Consider the following 17,436-nt stretch of genomic DNA (forward strand, 5'->3'; position numbering starts at 1 on the left):
GTACATGTTCGATGGAAAGACGCTCGGCTCGGGTCGGTTGGTTGCCCGGTACGGACATGACCGATCCCAAGCAGGCATCGAGCGGACATTCGCCGGGCATAGGCCGGGAACTTTTGCGGGCAGAGCCGACCAATCAAGATCACTTGCCGGTGGGCGGCGGGCGCGGTGTCAGTGGTAGGTGCGAGGATGCCTCCAGAACTGGCCGACGTGCTCGTGCGGTGGTGGGGGAAAGTCCGCGGTGGGGGACCGCGGGGCGGTTTCGCCCCACGCCGGTCGCGGGCGCCCGCGCAGAAGGGACCGCTGACGGCGATGCAGATCCGGCTGACCGTCGTAGATCCGCTGGGCCCGCCCTCCCCCACGGTCTCGGCCTCGCAGGAGCGGGGCGGCCACCCACCGGCCCGAAGCCGCGCCGCGAGCTGCGACGTGCTGGTCACGGCGCCCGCCGGCACCGCCCTGGCCGCCGTGGCGGCGGCGCTGGCCGCGGCGGCCTCCGGCGAGGGGGCGTCGGCGTCCGAGCGGGGCGGCCGGGAGCGGGGCGCGTCCGGCGGCCGGGAGCCGGGCGCGGGCCCCGTGGTGCTGTACGCGGGCGCGGAGCGGCTGGACGCCCAGCGCTGCACGCTCGGCGAGCCCCCGCTGCTCGACGGCGCGGTGCTGTCCCTGGGCGCCCCCGCCGACCCCGAGCCGCACCCCGAGCTCGACGACGCCCCGACCCAGCTGCACGTGGTCGCGGGGCCGGACGCGGGCGGGGTGCACCTGCTGCACGGCGGGCAGATCACGGTGGGCCGTTCCGCCGACGCCGACGTGCCGCTGGACGACCCCGACGTCTCGCGCGTGCACTGCGCGGTGACGGTGGCTCCCGACGGCGGCGTCTCGGTCGCCGACCTGGGCTCCACCAACGGCACGGTGCTGGGCGGCAGGCCCGTCGGGTCCCGCCCGGTCCGTTTCGCCCCGGGGGCGCTGCTGCGCATCGGCGAGTCGGCCCTGCGCCTGACACCGGCCGCGGGACCGGACGCCCGCGTACGGACGACGCCCGACGGGGAGGGCCATGTGCGGCTCCCCTCCGAGGGCGCGCCCGCACCGGACGCCACCACCGCACACGAGCGCGTACGGGACGGCGTGGGCGACGGCGACGTCAGCGGTGCGCACGGGGCGGCCACGCGCGCGTACGGCGATGCCACCGGCCCGACCGTGACCCACCGGGGAACATTCGCACCACACCCGCCGGGAACCGTCGAGCCCCCCGCGGTCCCCCCGCAGGCCGGCGCACCCCGGATCGAGAGCGGCGAAGGCGCTCACAGCGCGCAGGCGCAGCCGCCCGTGCCGTTCGCCATCACGGCCGACGGCGGCACCGGTGTGCCGCAGGTCCTGCGCCGGCGCGGCGGGCTCGGGGCGTGGGCGCGGCGGCTGGCCGGCGGACGCGGCGAGCAGGCGGCCGACCGGCACGGGACGTACGACGGCACGGCGGCGGGCGTGCGCGCGCAGGACGCGCCCGCGTGGTACAGGGCGCCGCAGCAGCCGGAGACCTGGCCGGACCCGGCGGCACTGCTCCTCGCGGCCCTGGGCCCGGGACCGCGGCTGTGGGAACGCGGGCCGGGGCACTCGGAGGCGCTCACCGTACGGCTCGGCACGGCCGACCGGCAGGCCCCCGACGGCTCGGGGCTGCTGCCCGCGGTCCCGGTCACCGCCGATCTGCGCGAGGTGGGAGGGCTGGGCCTGGCGGGACCGCGCGCCCGCCTGTCGGGACTGGCCCGCGCGGTGCTCGCCCAGCTCGCCGCGGCGCACTCCCCGGACACGTTGGAGATCGTGCTGCTCAGCGCCGACTCCGCCCGCCCGGTGGAGGAGCGGACCGCCGAGTGGTCCTGGCTCGGCTGGCTGCCGCACGTCCGCCCGGCCCACGGCCAGGACTGCCGTCTCCTGCTCGCCTACGACCGGGAGCAGGCCGCGGCCCGCACGGACGAACTCCTCCGGCGCGTCCAGGACCACACCGCGAACCAACCGAGCGGCGACCCTGCTTCCGGGACGGACCCCACGGCCGGCGACCACGGGGCGCAGGACGCGCGCGCAGGCGCCGGGCGGCCCTCCTGGGCGCGGGAAGACGATCCGGCGGACGAGCAGGGCTTCGCGGGGCCGTACACGGTGGTGGTCGTGGACGGCGACCTGGGCGGCGCGGGGGCGCGCGAGGCGGTGGCACGCCTGGCGCACGAGGGTCCCCGGGCCGGGATACACCTGATGTGCCTCGCCGAGACGACGCCCGCCTCGCCCTCGTCCCCGGTGACGGACACCTACGGGGCGGCGTGCGCGGTGTCGCCGGCGTTCGGGGAGTGCGGAGCCGTCGCCCTGCTCAGCGGCGACGTGGCGACGGCGCTGCGGCTGATGCGCGTCGCGGGACACCCGGCCACGGCCCATCCGGACGGCGGACCCGAGCGGATCCGGCGGCACCCGGACGCCCCCCTCCGCGCACCGCACGCCGAGGCGCCCGCCGGAACCCCGGCGGCACGGGCTCCGCACCGCACCCCCATACCCCCCGGCACCGTCGCCGTCGTCGACGCGGTGTCCCTCGCCTGGGCCGAGCGGTTCGCGCGGGCCCTGGCGCCCTTGCGGACGGACGGGCCCGGAGCGGCCCGGCCGGCCCGGGTGTCGGCGCCGCTGCCCCTGTCGGCGCGGTTGCTGGACGAACTGGGGCTGGCCCGGGCCACCCCGGCCTCGCTCCAGGCCCGCTGGGCGGACGCGGCCGACGACACGACGGCCCTGGGCGGGCGCGCCTGGGCGGTACTGGGCGCCGGTCCGCGCGGACCGGTCTGCGCCGACCTCGTGGCCGAGGGACCGCATCTGCTGATCGAGGGACCTGCGGGCAGCGGCCGTACGGAACTGCTGCGATCCGTCGTCGCCTCACTCGCCGCCGCCGAGCGGCCCGACCGCCTCGGCATCGTGCTGGTGGACGGCCGGGACGGCACCGGCGCGGGCGGCGGGCACGGCGACGGCCTGCGGGTCTGCACGGACGTGCCGCACGTGACCACCCACCTCACCGCCAACGACCCCGTCCGCATGCGGGAGTTCGCCCAGTCGCTGAGCGCCGAGCTGAAACGCCGGGCCGAACTGGTGGGGCTGACGGACTTCACCGAGTGGCACACCGGACGCGAGGTCTCCGGCCGCATCGTCTCCCAACGCACACCGCAACCGCACGGCACGCCCGGCCCGACCCCGACCTACGCGGCCTCGAACGGCGCGGGCGCGGCCCACACGGCCCCGACCGGCGCAAGGACGCCCGGCGCGGGCACGCCCGGCCCGGACCCGGCCCGCACCGCCCAGCGCACGGCGACCACTCACGGCGCGTTCGCCCCGGGGCACACCGGAGCGGGCGCCGCCGGCAACGCCGGTGACGCGGGGGATCTCGACAGCCCGCCCAGTTCGACGATGCGGCTGCGGCCCGCCGCCGCCCGCAGGCAGGCGGAGGCCGCGCCGCCGCTGCCCCGCCTGGTGGTGGTCGTCGACGACCTGGACGCCCTGGTCTCGCCCTCGCTCGGTTCGCCCGGCCGGCCCTCGGCCGGGTCGGTGATCCGCGCGCTGGAGGCGGTGGCCCGGGAGGGCGAGCGGCTCGGCGTCCACCTGGTGGCGGCCACCACGCCCGGCGGCCGTACGGCGCAGACCGAACCGGCGCGCCGGGCCGCGCTGCGGGTCACGCTGGACGCACCGGCCCCGGGACCGGACGAGCCGGTGCCCGGACGCGGCCGGCTGGCCTGCACGGACGGCCGGGTGACGGCGTTCCAGGGCGGTCGCGTCACCGGCCGTATCCCGCGCACCGCGACCCAGCGCCCCACGGTCGTCCCCCTGGAGTGGCACCGCATGGGCGACCCGCCCACCCGGCGCTCGGTACGGGAGTTGGGCAACGGGCCGACGGACCTGGCCTTGCTGGCAAGCGCGTTGGAGCGCGCGGCACGGGAGGTGTCGGCGGCCCACGTTCCCTCGTTGCTGTAATCAGCCTCCGCCGCCGTTGCCGCAAGCAACCCCCGCCACCGTGATCGAGACCTGACTCGGAGTCACGACGTGGTCACGATCGCCCGGTTGACACTGTGGGCGCTCTTGCCGACTCCCGGACCCCGGCGTACACCAGAGCCCACGGGACAGCGTTCGGACGTTCGACGAGGAACGGAGAACGGGGCAGTCATGCGCAGCACGAGCAGCACCATCCTCAGCCACAGGGCAGCCAGGACCGCGGCGGCCGTCGCCGCGGGAGCACTGGCCCTCTCCCTCACCGCGTGCGGCGGAAGCGACGACAAGAAGAGCGGCGACGACCAGAGCAGGGGCACGAAGCCCGGCGGCGTCGTCACCCTCCCCAAGCTGGACGGCGCGACGCTGGAGGTCGCCGCCGTCTGGACCGGCGGCGAGCAGAAGAACTTCAAGCAGGTCCTCGCCGAGTTCGAGAAACGCACCGGCGCCAAGGTCACCTTCGTCCCCGCCCAGGACCCGATCATCAACTTCCTCGGCTCCAAGATCGCAGGCGGCCAGCCGCCGGACGTGGCGCTGCTCCCGCAGCCCGGCGCCATCAAGCAGGCCGTGGACAAGAAGTGGGCAAAGCCGTTGGGCCCGGAGGCCCAGGCGCAGCTCGCCAAGAACTACTCGCAGGGCTGGCAGGACATCGGCAAGGTCGACGGCGCGCAGTACGGCGCCTACTACAAGGCCGCCAACAAGTCGCTGATCTGGTACAACGCCAAGGTCTTCGAGAACGCGGGCGCGAGCGAGCCCAAGACCTGGAAGGACCTGCTGAGCACCGCGCAGCAGGTCTACGACTCCGGGGTCACCCCGTTCTCCGTGGGCGGCGCCGACGGCTGGACCCTCACCGACTGGTTCGAGAACGTCTACCTCTCCCAGGCGGGCCCGGAGAAGTACGACCAGCTCGCCCAGCACAAGATCAAGTGGACGGACCCGTCCGTCAAGGACGCGCTCACCACGCTCGCCCAGATCTGGTCCAAGAAGGACTACATCGCGGGCGGCCCGAACGGCGCGCTGCAGACCGAGTTCCCGGCCTCGGTGACCCAGACGTTCACCGGCGGCGACCAGCCGAAGGCCGGCATGGTCTACGAGGGCGACTTCGCCCAGGTCAACATCGGCGAGACCAAGGCCGTGGTGGGCACGGACGCGAAGGTGTTCCCGTTCCCGGCCGTGGGCTCCACCTCGCCGGTGGTCTCCGGCGGCGACGCGGCCGTGATCTTCAAGGACTCCAAGGCGGCCCAGGCCCTGGTCACCTTCCTGGCCTCGGCGGACGCGGCGACGATCCAGGCGAAGCTCGGCGGCTACCTGTCACCCAACAAGAACGTGCCGGACTCCGCGTATCCGAACGAGGTCCAGCAGAAGATCGCGAAGGCGCTGATCGACTCGGGCGACGACTTCCGCTTCGACATGTCCGACCAGGCCCCGCAGGCCTTCGGCGGCACGCCCGGCAAGGGCGAGTGGAAGGAACTCCAGGACTTCCTGAAGAACCCCTCGGACGTCGCGGGCACCCAGGCGAGGCTGGAGAAGGACGCGGCGGCGGCGTACGGCGGCGGGAGCTGATCCGGCGATGACGCCGGCCACGGCGGCGGGAGCCTCAGCGGGCCCCGCCGCGCCCCGTCGTCGCAAGAGCGTGACCGGCACCCGCAGGACCGTGGCGGCCCTGTTCCTGCTGCCCGCCCTGGTGCTGCTCGGCGCGCTCGTGGTCTACCCCATCGGGTACTCGGTCGTCCGCAGCTTCTACAACGCCTCCGGCGACGGCTTCGCCGGGTTCGACAACTACAAGGCCCTGTTCACCGACGACGGCATCCGCACCGCGCTGAAGAACAACATCATCTGGGTGGTGTTCGCGCCGACCGTCGCCACCGCGCTCGGCCTGGTCTTCGCGGTGCTGACCGAACGGGTGCGCTGGGGAACGGCGTTCAAGCTGGTCGTCTTCATGCCGATGGCGATCTCCATGCTGGCGGCCGGGATCATCTTCCGACTGGTGTACGACCAGGACCCGGACCGGGGCGTCGCCAACGCGGTGTGGGTCGGGGTGCACGACACCTTCGCGCAGTCCTCGGCGTTCCCGAAGGCCCACCCGGGCCGCGACTCGCCGCTGAAGCCGGACCAGGGCGGCTTCATCACCTCGGCCACGGTCCGCACCGGCGAGTCGGTGGCCCTCCCCCTCGTCGGCGTCGCCCCCGACCAGATGCCGAAGAGCGCGAAACAGGCCGTGCGGGCCGAGCCACAGCCGGGGAGGATCACCGGCACCGCCTGGCAGGACTTCACACGCGGCAAGGGCGTCGGGAAGCTCGGCGCGATCGACCCGTCGGAGTTCGGCTATGCCGGGATGCGGATCGAGGCGGTCAAGGACGGCAAGGTGGTCGCGTCGGCGAAGGCAGCCGACGACGGCACGTTCACGCTGCCCGCGCAGGCGGACGGCGCTCGGCTCCGGCTCCCGGCGAGCAACTTCAAGGCGCCGTACAACGGCGTGGACTGGCTGGGCCCGTCGCTGGTCACTCCGGCCATCATCGGGGCCTACGTGTGGATGTGGGCCGGGTTCGCGATGGTGCTGATCGCCGCCGGGCTCGCGGGTGTGCCCAGGGAACTGCTGGAGGCGGCCCGGGTCGACGGCGCCAACGAGTGGCAGGTGTTCCGCCGGGTCACCGTGCCGCTGCTGGCACCCGTGCTCGCGGTCGTCGCGGTCACTCTGATGATCAACGTGCTGAAGATCTTCGACCTGGTCTTCATCATCGCCCCGGGCTCCTCCCAGGACGACGCCAACGTCCTGGCCCTGGAGCTGTACCGCAAGGGCTTCTCGGAGGGACAACCCGGCATCGCCAGCGCCATCGCGGTGTTCCTCCTGCTGCTGGTCATCCCGGTGATGCTGTTCAACATGCGCAGGCTGCGGCGGGAGGTGCGGCGATGACGGCGCGTCCGGCTGTCCGCCGGGGGTCCGGGGGTCGTCCCCCGGATGAACACAGCAACATGCGCGGGCTGCGGCGGGAGGTGCGGCGATGACGGCGCAGACCGGGAGTCCGACGAAGGCGGCGCCCGTTCCCGAGGCCGTGAAGGCGAAGCCGTCCCTGGGGTCGCGGCTGGCAGAGGCCGTGAGCGGTGGTGCGCTGAGGGTCTTCCTGATCGTGGTGGGCCTGTTCTGGCTGGTCCCGACGATCGGCCTGCTGCTGTCGTCGCTGCGCGCTCCGGAGGACATGAGCGCGAGCGGCTGGTGGACGGTCTTCAGCAAGCCCGCGCAGCTCACCTTCGGCAGTTATCAAAAACTGCTGGAGAACGGCGACATCACCGACTCCCTGGTGAACACGGTCCTGATCACCGTGCCGGCGACGGTCCTGGTGGTCCTGGTCGGCTCGCTGGCGGGCTACGCCTTCGCCTGGATGGAGTTCCCCGGCCGTGACTGGTGGTTCCTGGCCGTGGTCGGCCTGCTGGTCGTGCCGGTGCAGGTCGCGCTCATCCCGATCGCCGAACTGTTCGGCAACATCGGCCTGTTCGGCACGATCTTCGGGGTGATCCTGTTCCACACGGGCTACGGCCTGCCGTTCGCGGTGTTCCTGCTGCGGAACTTCTTCGCGGAGATCCCCCGCGAACTGCTGGAGGCGGCCCGCCTCGACGGCGCCGGCGAACTGCGGCTGTTCGCCCGCGTGGTGATGCCGCTGGGCGGGCCCGCGATCGCGAGCCTGGGCATCTTCCAGTTCCTGTGGGTGTGGAACGACATGCTGGTCGCGCTGGTGTTCACCAAGTCCGGTACGCAGCCGATCACGGTCGCCCTCCAGACGCAGGTACGCCAGTTCGGCAACAACATCGACGTCCTCGCACCCGGGGCGTTCATCTCCATGGTGATCCCGCTGGCCGTGTTCTTCGCCTTCCAGCGGCAGTTCGTCTCGGGCGTGATGGCGGGAGCGGTCAAGTAATCGCACGGGACGTGCGGTTGGGGGCGGTCCGGCACCGGCCCGCCCCAAGCCGCCGGCCCGCCGTCCCCCGGATGCCCCAGCGGGCCGTGACCGACTCGCTCCACCGGCCGTTCCCGGGCAGAACGCCCACGTCGGCCCTTGGATGCCCCCCTTGCCCAGGCTCAGTGTCACCGTCCCCGCGTCTCGGGTCCCGGCGTACCCGCGCGCGTTCCTGGAGGCGTGCCGGCGCCGTTGCCACGCCCTCGGCCTCCGGCCGGCGCTGCGCACCGGGCTGCGGCACGCCCTGGTCCGGCTGGCCCCGCACCGCGCGATCCGGGTGCTGCTGCTGGTGACGGCCCTGGGCCGCCGGGCGGTCGAGCGGGCCGTCAAGCCGCTGCGCGTGCTGCGGGCCGCCGTACTGCGCGCCCGGTCCCGCACGGCATGGTCGAACCGGTCGCCGTCTCCCCGTGCCGTCACGTGTCGCCGCAGGTCACGACCCCGGGCCGATGCCCGCTCGCAACCCTGCCGCAACCCACCGGCCCACAGACCGTCACCCGGAGCCTTTGAACATCGTTTGCTCTTTTGGGAGTCCGTATGCACGCAGCGGACCAGATCAACAGAAGAAAGAGCAGAATGCCCCGATTCAGCATCGTCGTCCCGTCGCATGGCGTCGCGGGCCGGCTGTCCCTGGCGCTGGACTCGGTCCTCGCCCAGTCCTTCGGAGACTTCGAGCTGATCGCGGTGTGCGACGGCCCGGCCGCCCCGGCCGCCGTCGTCGCCGCCGACCACGCGGGGCGGGACTCCCGGGTGATCCTGGTGCACTCGCCCCCGTCCGCGGGCCTCGGCGCGGCGCGCAACGCCGGGACGCGGGCGGCGAGCGGCGCGTATCTGCTGTTCCTCGACGGCGACGACACCCTGGTGCCGGGCGCGCTGTCCGCGCTGGCCGCCCGCCTGGAGGAGACGGGCGACGTCGACGTGCTGTACTTCGAGCACGAGCGGACCCCCTGGTGGGACGGCGAGCCGGCCACCACGGCCGGGCCGCCGCCGGTCACCGTCCGCGAGCCCGCCTTCTCCCCCGCCGAGGCCCCGGACCTGACCGGCGTTCCGCTGCCCGCGTGGAGCGCGGTCTACCGCCGCTCCTTCGTGACCGGGCGCGGCCTGGCCTTCCCCGACGGGCACCGCGTCGACGTCGGCTGGGGCGGCCTGGTCACGGTCGCGGCCGAGCACGTCGCCGTGCTGCGGCGGGTCGTCGTACGGCATCTGCTGCGCCGGCAGGGCAGCCGGCTCGACCTCCCGGGCGAGCACCAGTTCGACCTCCTCGACCAGACCGAGCGGGTGCTCGTCCGAGCCACCGCCGAGGGACTGCCCAAGGAACGGTTCACGCCACTGTTCGAGCAGCTCTTCGACACGGTGCTGACGGTGGCCGCGCATCCGGAACGGGTGCCCGCTCACCGGCGCCGCGCGTTCTTCCGCCGCGCCCACCGCTTGTACCGCCGCCACCGCCCGGCCGGCCACCGCACCCCACGCGGCCGGTCCGGCGTGCCGCACCGGCTGCTGGCGACCGGGGCGTACACGGCGTTCCGTGCGCGGTGCGCCACCGGCCGGGCGGCGGAGGCCGGCCGTCGCCTGCCGCGCGCGGCCAGGCTGCGCACCCGCCTCGCCTACCGCCGGCACCTGCACCGCCCGCTCGACGAGAACCTCGTCGTGTACTGCGCCTACTGGGGCCGGGGTTACGCGTGCAGCCCGGCCGCCCTGCACGCCAAGGCCCGCGAACTCGCCCCGCACCTGCGCGGTGTGTTCCTGGTGGAACCCGGCCAGGAACACACCGTTCCGGAGGGCGTCGACCACGCGGTGATCGGCAGCCGCCGGTACTGGAAGGTGCTGGCCCGCGCCAAGTACCTGGTGAACAACGCCAACTTCGCCGACGCCGTCGTCAAACGCCCCGGCAGCGTGCATCTCCAGACCCAGCACGGCACCCCGCTGAAGACGATGGGCTGCGACCAGTCGACGTACCCGGTGGTCGCGGCGCAGTCCGGCAGCTTCGCCAAACTGCTGCGCCGCGTGGACCGGTGGGACTACAACCTCTCCTCCAACCGCCACTCCACCGAGATGTGGGAACGGGCCTTCCCCGGCTCCTACGAGCCCCTGGAGTACGGCTACCCGCGCAACGACGTCTACTGCGCCGCCCGCGCCGAGGACGTGGCCCGCGTCCGCCGCGAGCTGGGCGTCCCGGAGGGGAAGACGGCCGTCCTGTACGCGCCCACCCACCGCGACCACCGCACCGGCTTCGAGCCCGGCCTGGACCTGGCGGCCTTCTGCGCGGCGGCCGGCGAGGACGTCGTCGTCCTGCTGCGCGCCCACTACTTCTACGACCGGAGCGGACCGCGGAGCGACGGCCGGATCATCGACGTCACCGCGCACCGCTCCTCGGAGGACGTGTGCCTGGCCGCCGACGCGCTGATCACCGACTACTCGTCGATCATGTTCGACTACGCCAACCTGGACCGCCCGATCGTCGTGTACGCCGACGACTGGGAGGTCTACCGGGAGACCCGCGGCGTCTGCTTCGACCTCATGGACACGCCGCCCGGCCCGGTCGTCCGCACACCGCGCGAACTGGCGGCGGTCTTCCGCGACGGCTCGTACGCGGGCCCGGAGTCGGCGGCGCTGCGGGCCCGGTTCCGGGAGCGGTTCTGCCAGTTCGACGACGGGCGGGCCGCCGAGCGAGTCGTCCGCCGGGTGTTCCTCGGCCAGCCGCCCGAAGCGCTACCGCCCGTGATCCCGCTCGCCGAGCGCGTCCCGGCCCCCGCCGCCACCCACTGAGGAGCTGACGCAGCAGTGCCCCGCTTCAGCATCATCGTCCCCTGCTTCAAGGTGCAGGGGTTCCTGCGCGACTGCCTGGACTCGGTCCTGACGCAGTCCTTCGGCGACGTCGAGGTGATCGCCGTCGACGACTGCTCCCCGGACGGCAGCGGCGCCATCCTCGACGAGTACGCCGCCCGCGATCCGCGCGTACGGGTGCTGCACCTGCCGGAGAACGTCGGGCTCGGCCGCGCCCGCAACGCCGGAATGCCGCTCGCCACCGGCGACTTCCTGTTCTTCCTCGACAGCGACGACACCCTCACCCCGGGCGCGCTGCGGGCCATCGCGGACCGGCTGGAGGAGACCGGCGACCCGGACGTGCTGGTCTTCGACTACGCCCGCACCTACTGGTGGGGCGGGACCCGGCGCAACGTGCTGGCCGCGGTGCTGGCCGAGGCCGGTCCCGGCACCTTCACCGCCGCCGAACAGCCGCGGATCCTGGACCTGTTGATGGTGGTGTGGAACAAGGTCTACCGGCGCGACTTCGTCGAGGAGCACGGCTTCGCCTTCCCGCCCGGCTACTACGAGGACACTCCCTGGACGTTCCCGGTCCTGCTCACCGCCCGGCGGATCGCCACGCTCGACCGGATCTGCCTGTACTACCGCCAGCGCCGACAGGGCAACATCCTGTCCACCACCAGCCGCAAGCACTTCGACATCCACGACCAGTACGAGCGGGTCTTCGCCTATCTCGACTCCCGCCCCGAGCTGGCCAGTTGGCGTCCCTATCTGCACCGGAAGATGGGTGAGCACTGCCTGGACATCCTCGCCAAGCCGGACCGGCTGCCGCCGTCGGACAAGGCCGAGTTCTTCCGCCGTACGGCGCGGATGTTCCGCGCCCACCGGCCCCCGGACGCGGACACGACCGGTGCGGTCCGGGTATTGGCGGGCGGTTACGCCGCCTACCGGGCCGGGCGGCAGGCCGGGCGGGCCCGCCGGGAACTCGGGCGCCGGACGCTGCGGGTCCGCAGGGCAGTGGCCGGACGGGTGAAGGGCGGCTGGGCCACGCTGCACACCCGCCGGACGCTGGACCAGGACCTCGTCCTGTACTCGGCGTTCTCGCACCGGGGCATGCTCGGCGACCCGGCGGCCGTCCACCGCAAGGCGCGGGAGATCGCGCCGCATCTGCGCGGGGTGTGGGTGGTCCGCGACCGGGAGCAGGCCGCGCTGCTGCCGCCGGACGTCGAGTACGTCCTGCCCGGCACCCTGCGCCACCGGCAGCTCGCCGCCCGGGCCGCGTTCTTCGTCAACAACGCCAACTGGCCGGCGGCCGTGGCCAAACGGCCCGGCAGCACGCACATCCACACGCATCAGGGCACCCCGCTGAAGTTCATGGCGGCCGATCTGCTGGGCAAGCCCGGCGCCCGGCACGGCGTCGACGTGCCGGGCCTGCTGTCCCGCGCCGACCGCTGGGACTACAGCCTGGTCGCCAACCGCCACTCCGAACTGGTGTGGGAGCGCGCCTACCCCTGCCGGTTCACCTCCGCGCGCACCGGCAGCCCGCGCAACGACGTGCTCGTCACGGCGCGTGCGGACGACGGCGCCGCTCTCCGCGACCGGCTCGGCATCCCGCCGGAGCACACGATGGTGCTGTACGCGCCGACCCGCCGGGACTACCGGCGCGGCGGCCACGTCGAGCGCTTCGACCCGGCCCGGCTCGCCGCGGACCTCGGCGAGGGCCACACCCTGGTCGTACGCCTGCACCCCTCGCTGGCCACCGGACCGGCGCGCGGCATGGGACTGGCCGAGCTGCACCGGCGCGGAGTGCTCGTCGACGCGACCGACGAACCGCACGTGGAGGAGCTCATGCTCGCCTCCGACGTGCTGGTCACCGACTACTCGGCCCTCATGTTCGACTACGCCAACCTGGACCGGCCGATCGTGGTGCACGCCGACGACTGGGGCGCGTACACCGCGAGCCGGGGCGCCTACTTCGACATCACGGCCGAGCCGCCGGGCCATGTCTCGCGTTCCTACGAGGAGTTGGCACGGCTGTTCACCTCCGGCGGCTGGCGGGACGCCGAGTCGGCGCGGCTGCGGACCGGCTTCCGGGCGCGCTTTTGCGAGTTCGACGACGGCTGGGCGGCCGAGCGGGTGGTACGGACCCTGATCCTCGGCGACGAGGAGTGGACACCGGATCCGGCGGCGGCGCCCGCGCCCTCCGAAGCGGTCGCCCACCTGCCCGCCCAGGCCTCCGGCCACGACCAGCTGGCACCCTCGTGAGGCGGCCCCGCTGGAAACCGCACGCACGGCGGCCGAGCACCTGGGTGCTGGTCCTGGCCGCCCTCTTCGCACTGCTCCAGCTCGGCACCGTCACCGGCCGGGACACCCCCGACACCAAGAACTACCTGTCGTACGCGCTGAGTCTGCGCGGTGCCGACAAGCGGGAGGCGGCGGCCGTCACGATCGACTACGTGTGCGCAGGGAAGGCGACCCGGGCGAGCCGCGCCCACAGCGTGGACGTGCTGCGCTTCCGCGAGCCGAGCCCGGCGGCCCGGGTGGCGGGCGCGTGCCGGGCCGAGCTGCGGCGCGAGGTGGAGGCACGGTTGCGGGCCGGGCAGACCGGCGGGCACACCCTGCCGTTCATGCCGGAGCGCTTCATGCGGATCTTCGAGGCGCGGCCGGGCTACCCGGTGTTCCTGATCCCCTTCATCACGGTGTTCGGCGTGACGTGGGGGATGTGGGCGGCGGGCGTCGCCGTCACGGCGGTGGGCGGCGTCCTCGTCTTCCTGGTACTGCGCGGCCGTCGCGTGCCCGTGCCCCTGGCGCTGACCGGCCAGGCCCTCTACTACGTGCTGCCGTGCGGCACGACGGCGATGCGGCCGATGGCCGAGGGCCTGATGCTGGCGCTGACCCTGGCGGCACTGTGGGGCTGCTCGCTGGCGCTGGACGGGCGCGTGCGGGCCGGCACCGCCCTGGTCGCGGCTGCGCTGCTCGCGCTGTTCACGGTCAAGCACTCCCAGGCGCTGTTCCTCGGGCTCAGTCTGGCCGCCGTGGGCGCGGCCGTCGCCGTACAGCGGTGGACGCGGCGGCGCCCGGCGGGGCGGGGTGTCCTGGCGGTCACCGCGGTGGCCTGCGGCGCCGCCGTCGGCACGGTGCTCCTGGCGCGGGCGCTGCGCTACCCGACCGGGAGCGACAGCCTTCAGGACCTGCTCACCGGCCACTACGCCCTGCCCGACCGCGACCGTCCATGGCCGGAGCTGCTGCGGCTGGAGGGAGGGTTCTGGCTGGAGTGGCTGCGCCGGCAGCTGTGGCAGCCGCTGTTCGCCGCCCTGCTCGCCGCCGGCGCGTGGGGTGCGCTGCGGCGGCGGGGGGCGTTCGGCCTCTTCGTGGTGGCGACGGCGTTCACCGGGTTCCTCACGCAGGCGGCGCATCCCGACATCACCGTGTGGGGCGAACGGCTGATCGTGCTGGCCTGGCTGCTGCCGGTGGTGGGGGTGCCGCTGCTGCTGGAGCGTGTGGCGCCCCGGTCGGCGGCGGACGTCCCGGGTCCGCGTACCCGCAGCCGGCCGGACGAGTGGAGCCCGGTCACTCGATGAAGGACGACGACATGATGCGGCTGACCGGGCAGACCGGTAGGAGCGCGGCGCCGCGCGGGCGCGCGGCCCAGGTGCCGCGCCTGCCTTGGTCCACTTGCCAGGCTCTTACCAACGACTGGACGCGTATCAGCACATATACGGCTTTCACGCGGATTACGATCCGCCGTGATGAGCGCCTTCCAGAGCGTGACTCGTCTTCGCACGCGCCCGTCGACGAGACACCGCCTCCTCTCCCTGACGGCCGCCTGGCTCCTCACGCGCGCCCTGATGCTGTGGCTGCTCGCCCACAACGGACTGCCCCGGCTGGGCCGGGGCTCGGTGGCGCGCGAGGTGTGGAAGCTGTACCAGCACTGGTACGTCCTGCTGTCCCACGGCGCGTTCCCGGCGCACGACACGCTGTGGCAGTACCCGCCGGGCGCCGGACCGGTGCTGCTGTCGCCCGCGCTGCTGCCGGGCCTGACGTACTTCCAGGCCTTCGTGGTGCTCACCGTCGCCGTCGACGCGCTGGTCACGCTGGCACTGGCGCACGCGGGCACCCGCCCCGGCCGCAGCCTGCGCGGGGCCGCGTACTGGACGCTTGGCCTGCCCCTGCTCCTGCACATCCCGCTGGCCCGCTACGACGTCCAGGCCACCGCCCTGGCCGTGCTCTCCCTGCTGACGTTGTCGCGCTCCACGCGCGCGTGCGGCGCGCTCGCCGCGCTGGGCGCCCTGGTGAAGGTGTGGCCGGCGCTGGCACTGCTCGGGCTTCCCCGGGGCCGTGCGACCCGGTCGGCGTGGACATGGGCGGCCGCCACCGGCGCCGTGGCGCTGACCGTCCTCGCCGGCTTGTTCAGGAACCCGCTCGCCTTCGCCCGCCAGCAGGGCGGCCGGGGCGTGCAGATCGAGTCGTTCGGCGGCACCGCGCTCGCGCTGGCCACGCACGCCGGCTGGCCGGGCCGGGTGCGCTACCGGTACGGGGCCCTGGAGTTCACCGGACCGTATGTCTCCACCGTCGCGCACCTCTCGCTGGTCCTGTCGGCGAGCGCGTTCGGACTGCTGCTGCTGTGGCGGATCCGGGCACGGCACTGGACGGAGGCGACACCGTACGACGCCGCGCTGAGTGCCGTCCTGCTGTTCACCGTCACCAGCCGGGTGATCAGCCCCCAGTACATGGTCTGGCTGCTCGGCCTCGCGGCGGTGTGTCTGACGTCACCGCTGACCACGCAGCGTCCGGTCGCCGCGCTGATCGCGCCGGCGAGTCTGGTCAGCGTGATCGCATATCCCACCCTTTACCAACAGGTGGTGGCCTGTTCGTGGACAGGTTGTGCGCTCATGCTCATGCGCAACGGCCTGCTGGCCGCCGCCGCGCTATTCTCTTTTGCCCGGTTGTGGCGATCAACGAAATTGATGACGTCCGAAGGGGAACCCGAGTCGGACGTTCACCGTCTTCCGCACGGGACGCTAAGCCCCTCTTAACGGGAGATTACCGACCACCCCTACTATTCCGGCCCGTGGATTCCATGCATCTGCACCCCGACCAGGCCTCCGACGTCAGCGTCGTCGTGATCGGTTACAACGACGTCGCCCATATGGCCGACGCCGTGCGCTCGGCTCTCGCGCAGGGTCCCTCCGTCAGCGAGGTCGTCGCTGTCGACGACTGCTCGACCGACGGCACCTTCGAGCTGCTCGGCCGCCTGGCCGCGGCCGAACCGAGGGTGCGGGTGATCCGGCGCGAGGACAACAGCGGCGGCTGCGGCAGCCCGCGCAACACCGGCTTCGACGCGGTCACGACGCCGTACGTGATGTTCCTCGACAGCGACGACGTGCTGCCGCCGGGCGCGGTGGACGCGCTGCTCGCCGCCGCCCGGGAGGAGCGGGCCGAGGTCGTGAGCGGCCTGTGCGTGCGCCGTGAGCTGCCCTCCGGGCGGGAAGTGCCGTGGCAGCAAAAGCTCTACAGCGAAGGTGCCGTCCTCACGCACCCCGCGAAGCTCCCGCGTCTCGTGCACGACACGCTGTGCGTCAACAAGCTGTACCGCACCGACTTCCTGCGCGAGCACGCGATCCGCTTCCCGGAAGGCCACTTCCCGTACGAGGACTTCGTGTTCACCGCGCGCGTGCTGGCCGCCGACCCACGCATGGCCCTCATCCCGGACCAGGTGTACGTGTGGAACGTGCGCCGGTCCGCCGGGCAGCTGTCGATCTCTCTGGACCGCGCGAACATCGAGAACTGGCGGGCACGCACCGAGGCGAGCCGGTCGGCGTACGACATCCTGCTGAGCGCCGGGCAGAAGGAGCTCGCGCGGGCGGCGCGCGCCAAGTTCCTCGAACACGAGCTGCGCATGTACGCGCGTGAGCTGGGCCTGCGCGACGCCGGATACCGGTGCGCCTGGTGGGAGCACACGCGGCAGTACCTCGGCGAGTACGACGCGGCCGACTGGGCGGTCAACCCGACGACCGCCGGGCACCTCCTCGGACGGGTGATCCTCGCGTCGCCCGAGCCGCGCGACCTTTCGCGCCTGAAGGAGCTCGCCGCGCGCCCGGCCCGTCTGTGCCCGCCCTACGCCCGGGACAAGGACGGCACCCCCGTCTGGGCGGACGACCTTCCGCAGATCGGCCTGGAGCCCTACCTGGTCCGGCCGGTCCAGGTCCTGCCCCTGGCCGTGGACGCGGAACTGCGTCCCCACGCGGGTAAGAGCCGGCTGCGGCTGCGCCTGCACGACCTGTACGGCAGGGTGGCGTCCGCCGGGCCCGAGGCCCTGGAGGTGGAGTGGCTGCACCGTGAGGCGGGGCGCACGGTCCGGGGCGCCACCGTCCCGCTCGTGCCGGCCGCGGACGGCACCTGGGCGGCCGAGACGGGCGTGGACCTCGCGGGGCTGGGGGCCGGCACCTGGGACCTGCGGCTGCGGGTGTGCTTCGCCGACGGCACGAACCGTAAGGTGACAGCGCACGCGCGCGAAGGCGCCGGTCTGCTGCGCCGCCGCGCCGTACCGAGCGTGCGCTACGGCGTCCTGCTGGTCCAGCCGTACGCCACGCACTCCGGCGCGCTGGCCCTGCGGCTGGCGGCGGGACTGCGCGGGGTGACGTCCGTCCTGCACAGCAGACTGCGCCGCCTGCTCCACCGGGTCGCGCCCCAGTGAGCGCATCACGACCCGCATCCGCACGACGACCTGGGCCAA

At 73.6% G+C, this 17,436-nt stretch carries 9 protein-coding genes; all 9 read left to right on the top strand.

Annotated elements, in window-relative coordinates:
- Positions 1-309: 309 nt before the first annotated feature.
- The 9 genes from ACIQFZ_RS06270 to ACIQFZ_RS06310 all read left to right on the top strand — a co-directional run bounded on the left by ACIQFZ_RS06270 (position 310) and on the right by ACIQFZ_RS06310 (position 17,397).
- Positions 310-3,975 (top strand): FHA domain-containing protein, encoded by a 3,666-nt coding sequence (locus ACIQFZ_RS06270; RefSeq protein WP_402690750.1) that lies wholly within the window; start codon positions 310-312, stop codon positions 3,973-3,975.
- A 189-nt stretch (positions 3,976-4,164) separates the two neighbouring features.
- Complete coding sequence (locus ACIQFZ_RS06275) at positions 4,165-5,550, top strand: ABC transporter substrate-binding protein (RefSeq protein WP_402690736.1); 1,386 nt, start codon at positions 4,165-4,167, stop codon at positions 5,548-5,550.
- A gap of 7 nt (positions 5,551-5,557) precedes the next feature.
- Positions 5,558-6,901 (top strand): sugar ABC transporter permease, encoded by a 1,344-nt coding sequence (locus ACIQFZ_RS06280; RefSeq protein ID WP_365421170.1) that lies wholly within the window; start codon positions 5,558-5,560, stop codon positions 6,899-6,901.
- A gap of 88 nt (positions 6,902-6,989) precedes the next feature.
- Complete coding sequence (locus ACIQFZ_RS06285) at positions 6,990-7,901, top strand: carbohydrate ABC transporter permease (protein WP_376653428.1); 912 nt, start codon at positions 6,990-6,992, stop codon at positions 7,899-7,901.
- Between the two features lie 612 nt (positions 7,902-8,513).
- Positions 8,514-10,703 carry a CDP-glycerol glycerophosphotransferase family protein gene (locus ACIQFZ_RS06290; protein WP_402690737.1) on the top strand — a complete coding sequence of 730 codons (2,190 nt, stop codon included), beginning with the start codon at positions 8,514-8,516 and terminating at the stop codon, positions 10,701-10,703.
- A gap of 15 nt (positions 10,704-10,718) precedes the next feature.
- Positions 10,719-12,965 (top strand): CDP-glycerol glycerophosphotransferase family protein, encoded by a 2,247-nt coding sequence (locus tag ACIQFZ_RS06295; protein ID WP_402690738.1) that lies wholly within the window; start codon positions 10,719-10,721, stop codon positions 12,963-12,965.
- The gene (locus tag ACIQFZ_RS06300; RefSeq protein ID WP_383057865.1) at positions 12,962-14,281 is read left to right on the top strand and encodes a hypothetical protein; all 1,320 of its coding nucleotides are present in this window, start codon (positions 12,962-12,964) and stop codon (positions 14,279-14,281) included. Before ACIQFZ_RS06295 ends, ACIQFZ_RS06300 begins: the two co-directional genes overlap by 4 nt.
- Positions 14,282-14,449: 168 nt before the next feature.
- The gene (locus ACIQFZ_RS06305; protein WP_383057863.1) at positions 14,450-15,736 is read left to right on the top strand and encodes a glycosyltransferase 87 family protein; all 1,287 of its coding nucleotides are present in this window, start codon (positions 14,450-14,452) and stop codon (positions 15,734-15,736) included.
- Between the two features lie 44 nt (positions 15,737-15,780).
- On the top strand, positions 15,781-17,397 hold the full coding sequence (locus tag ACIQFZ_RS06310) for a glycosyltransferase (RefSeq protein WP_402690751.1): 1,617 nt from the start codon (positions 15,781-15,783) through the stop codon (positions 17,395-17,397).
- Positions 17,398-17,436 lie beyond the last annotated feature (39 nt).

The organism is Streptomyces sp. NPDC093064, assembly GCF_044754605.1.
Lineage (GTDB): Bacteria > Actinomycetota > Actinomycetes > Streptomycetales > Streptomycetaceae > Streptomyces.

Excerpts from the sequence above, each read along its gene's own strand:
- ACIQFZ_RS06270 (WP_402690750.1), top strand. The coding sequence starts at position 310 with ATGCAGATCCGGCTGACCGTCGTAGATCCGCTGGGCCCGCCCTCCCCC.
- ACIQFZ_RS06275 (WP_402690736.1), top strand. The coding sequence starts at position 4,165 with ATGCGCAGCACGAGCAGCACCATCCTCAGCCACAGGGCAGCCAGGACC.
- ACIQFZ_RS06280 (WP_365421170.1), top strand. The coding sequence starts at position 5,558 with ATGACGCCGGCCACGGCGGCGGGAGCCTCAGCGGGCCCCGCCGCGCCC.
- ACIQFZ_RS06285 (WP_376653428.1), top strand. The coding sequence starts at position 6,990 with ATGACGGCGCAGACCGGGAGTCCGACGAAGGCGGCGCCCGTTCCCGAG.
- ACIQFZ_RS06290 (WP_402690737.1), top strand. The coding sequence starts at position 8,514 with ATGCCCCGATTCAGCATCGTCGTCCCGTCGCATGGCGTCGCGGGCCGG.
- ACIQFZ_RS06305 (WP_383057863.1), top strand. The coding sequence starts at position 14,450 with ATGAGCGCCTTCCAGAGCGTGACTCGTCTTCGCACGCGCCCGTCGACG.
- ACIQFZ_RS06310 (WP_402690751.1), top strand. The coding sequence starts at position 15,781 with ATGCATCTGCACCCCGACCAGGCCTCCGACGTCAGCGTCGTCGTGATC.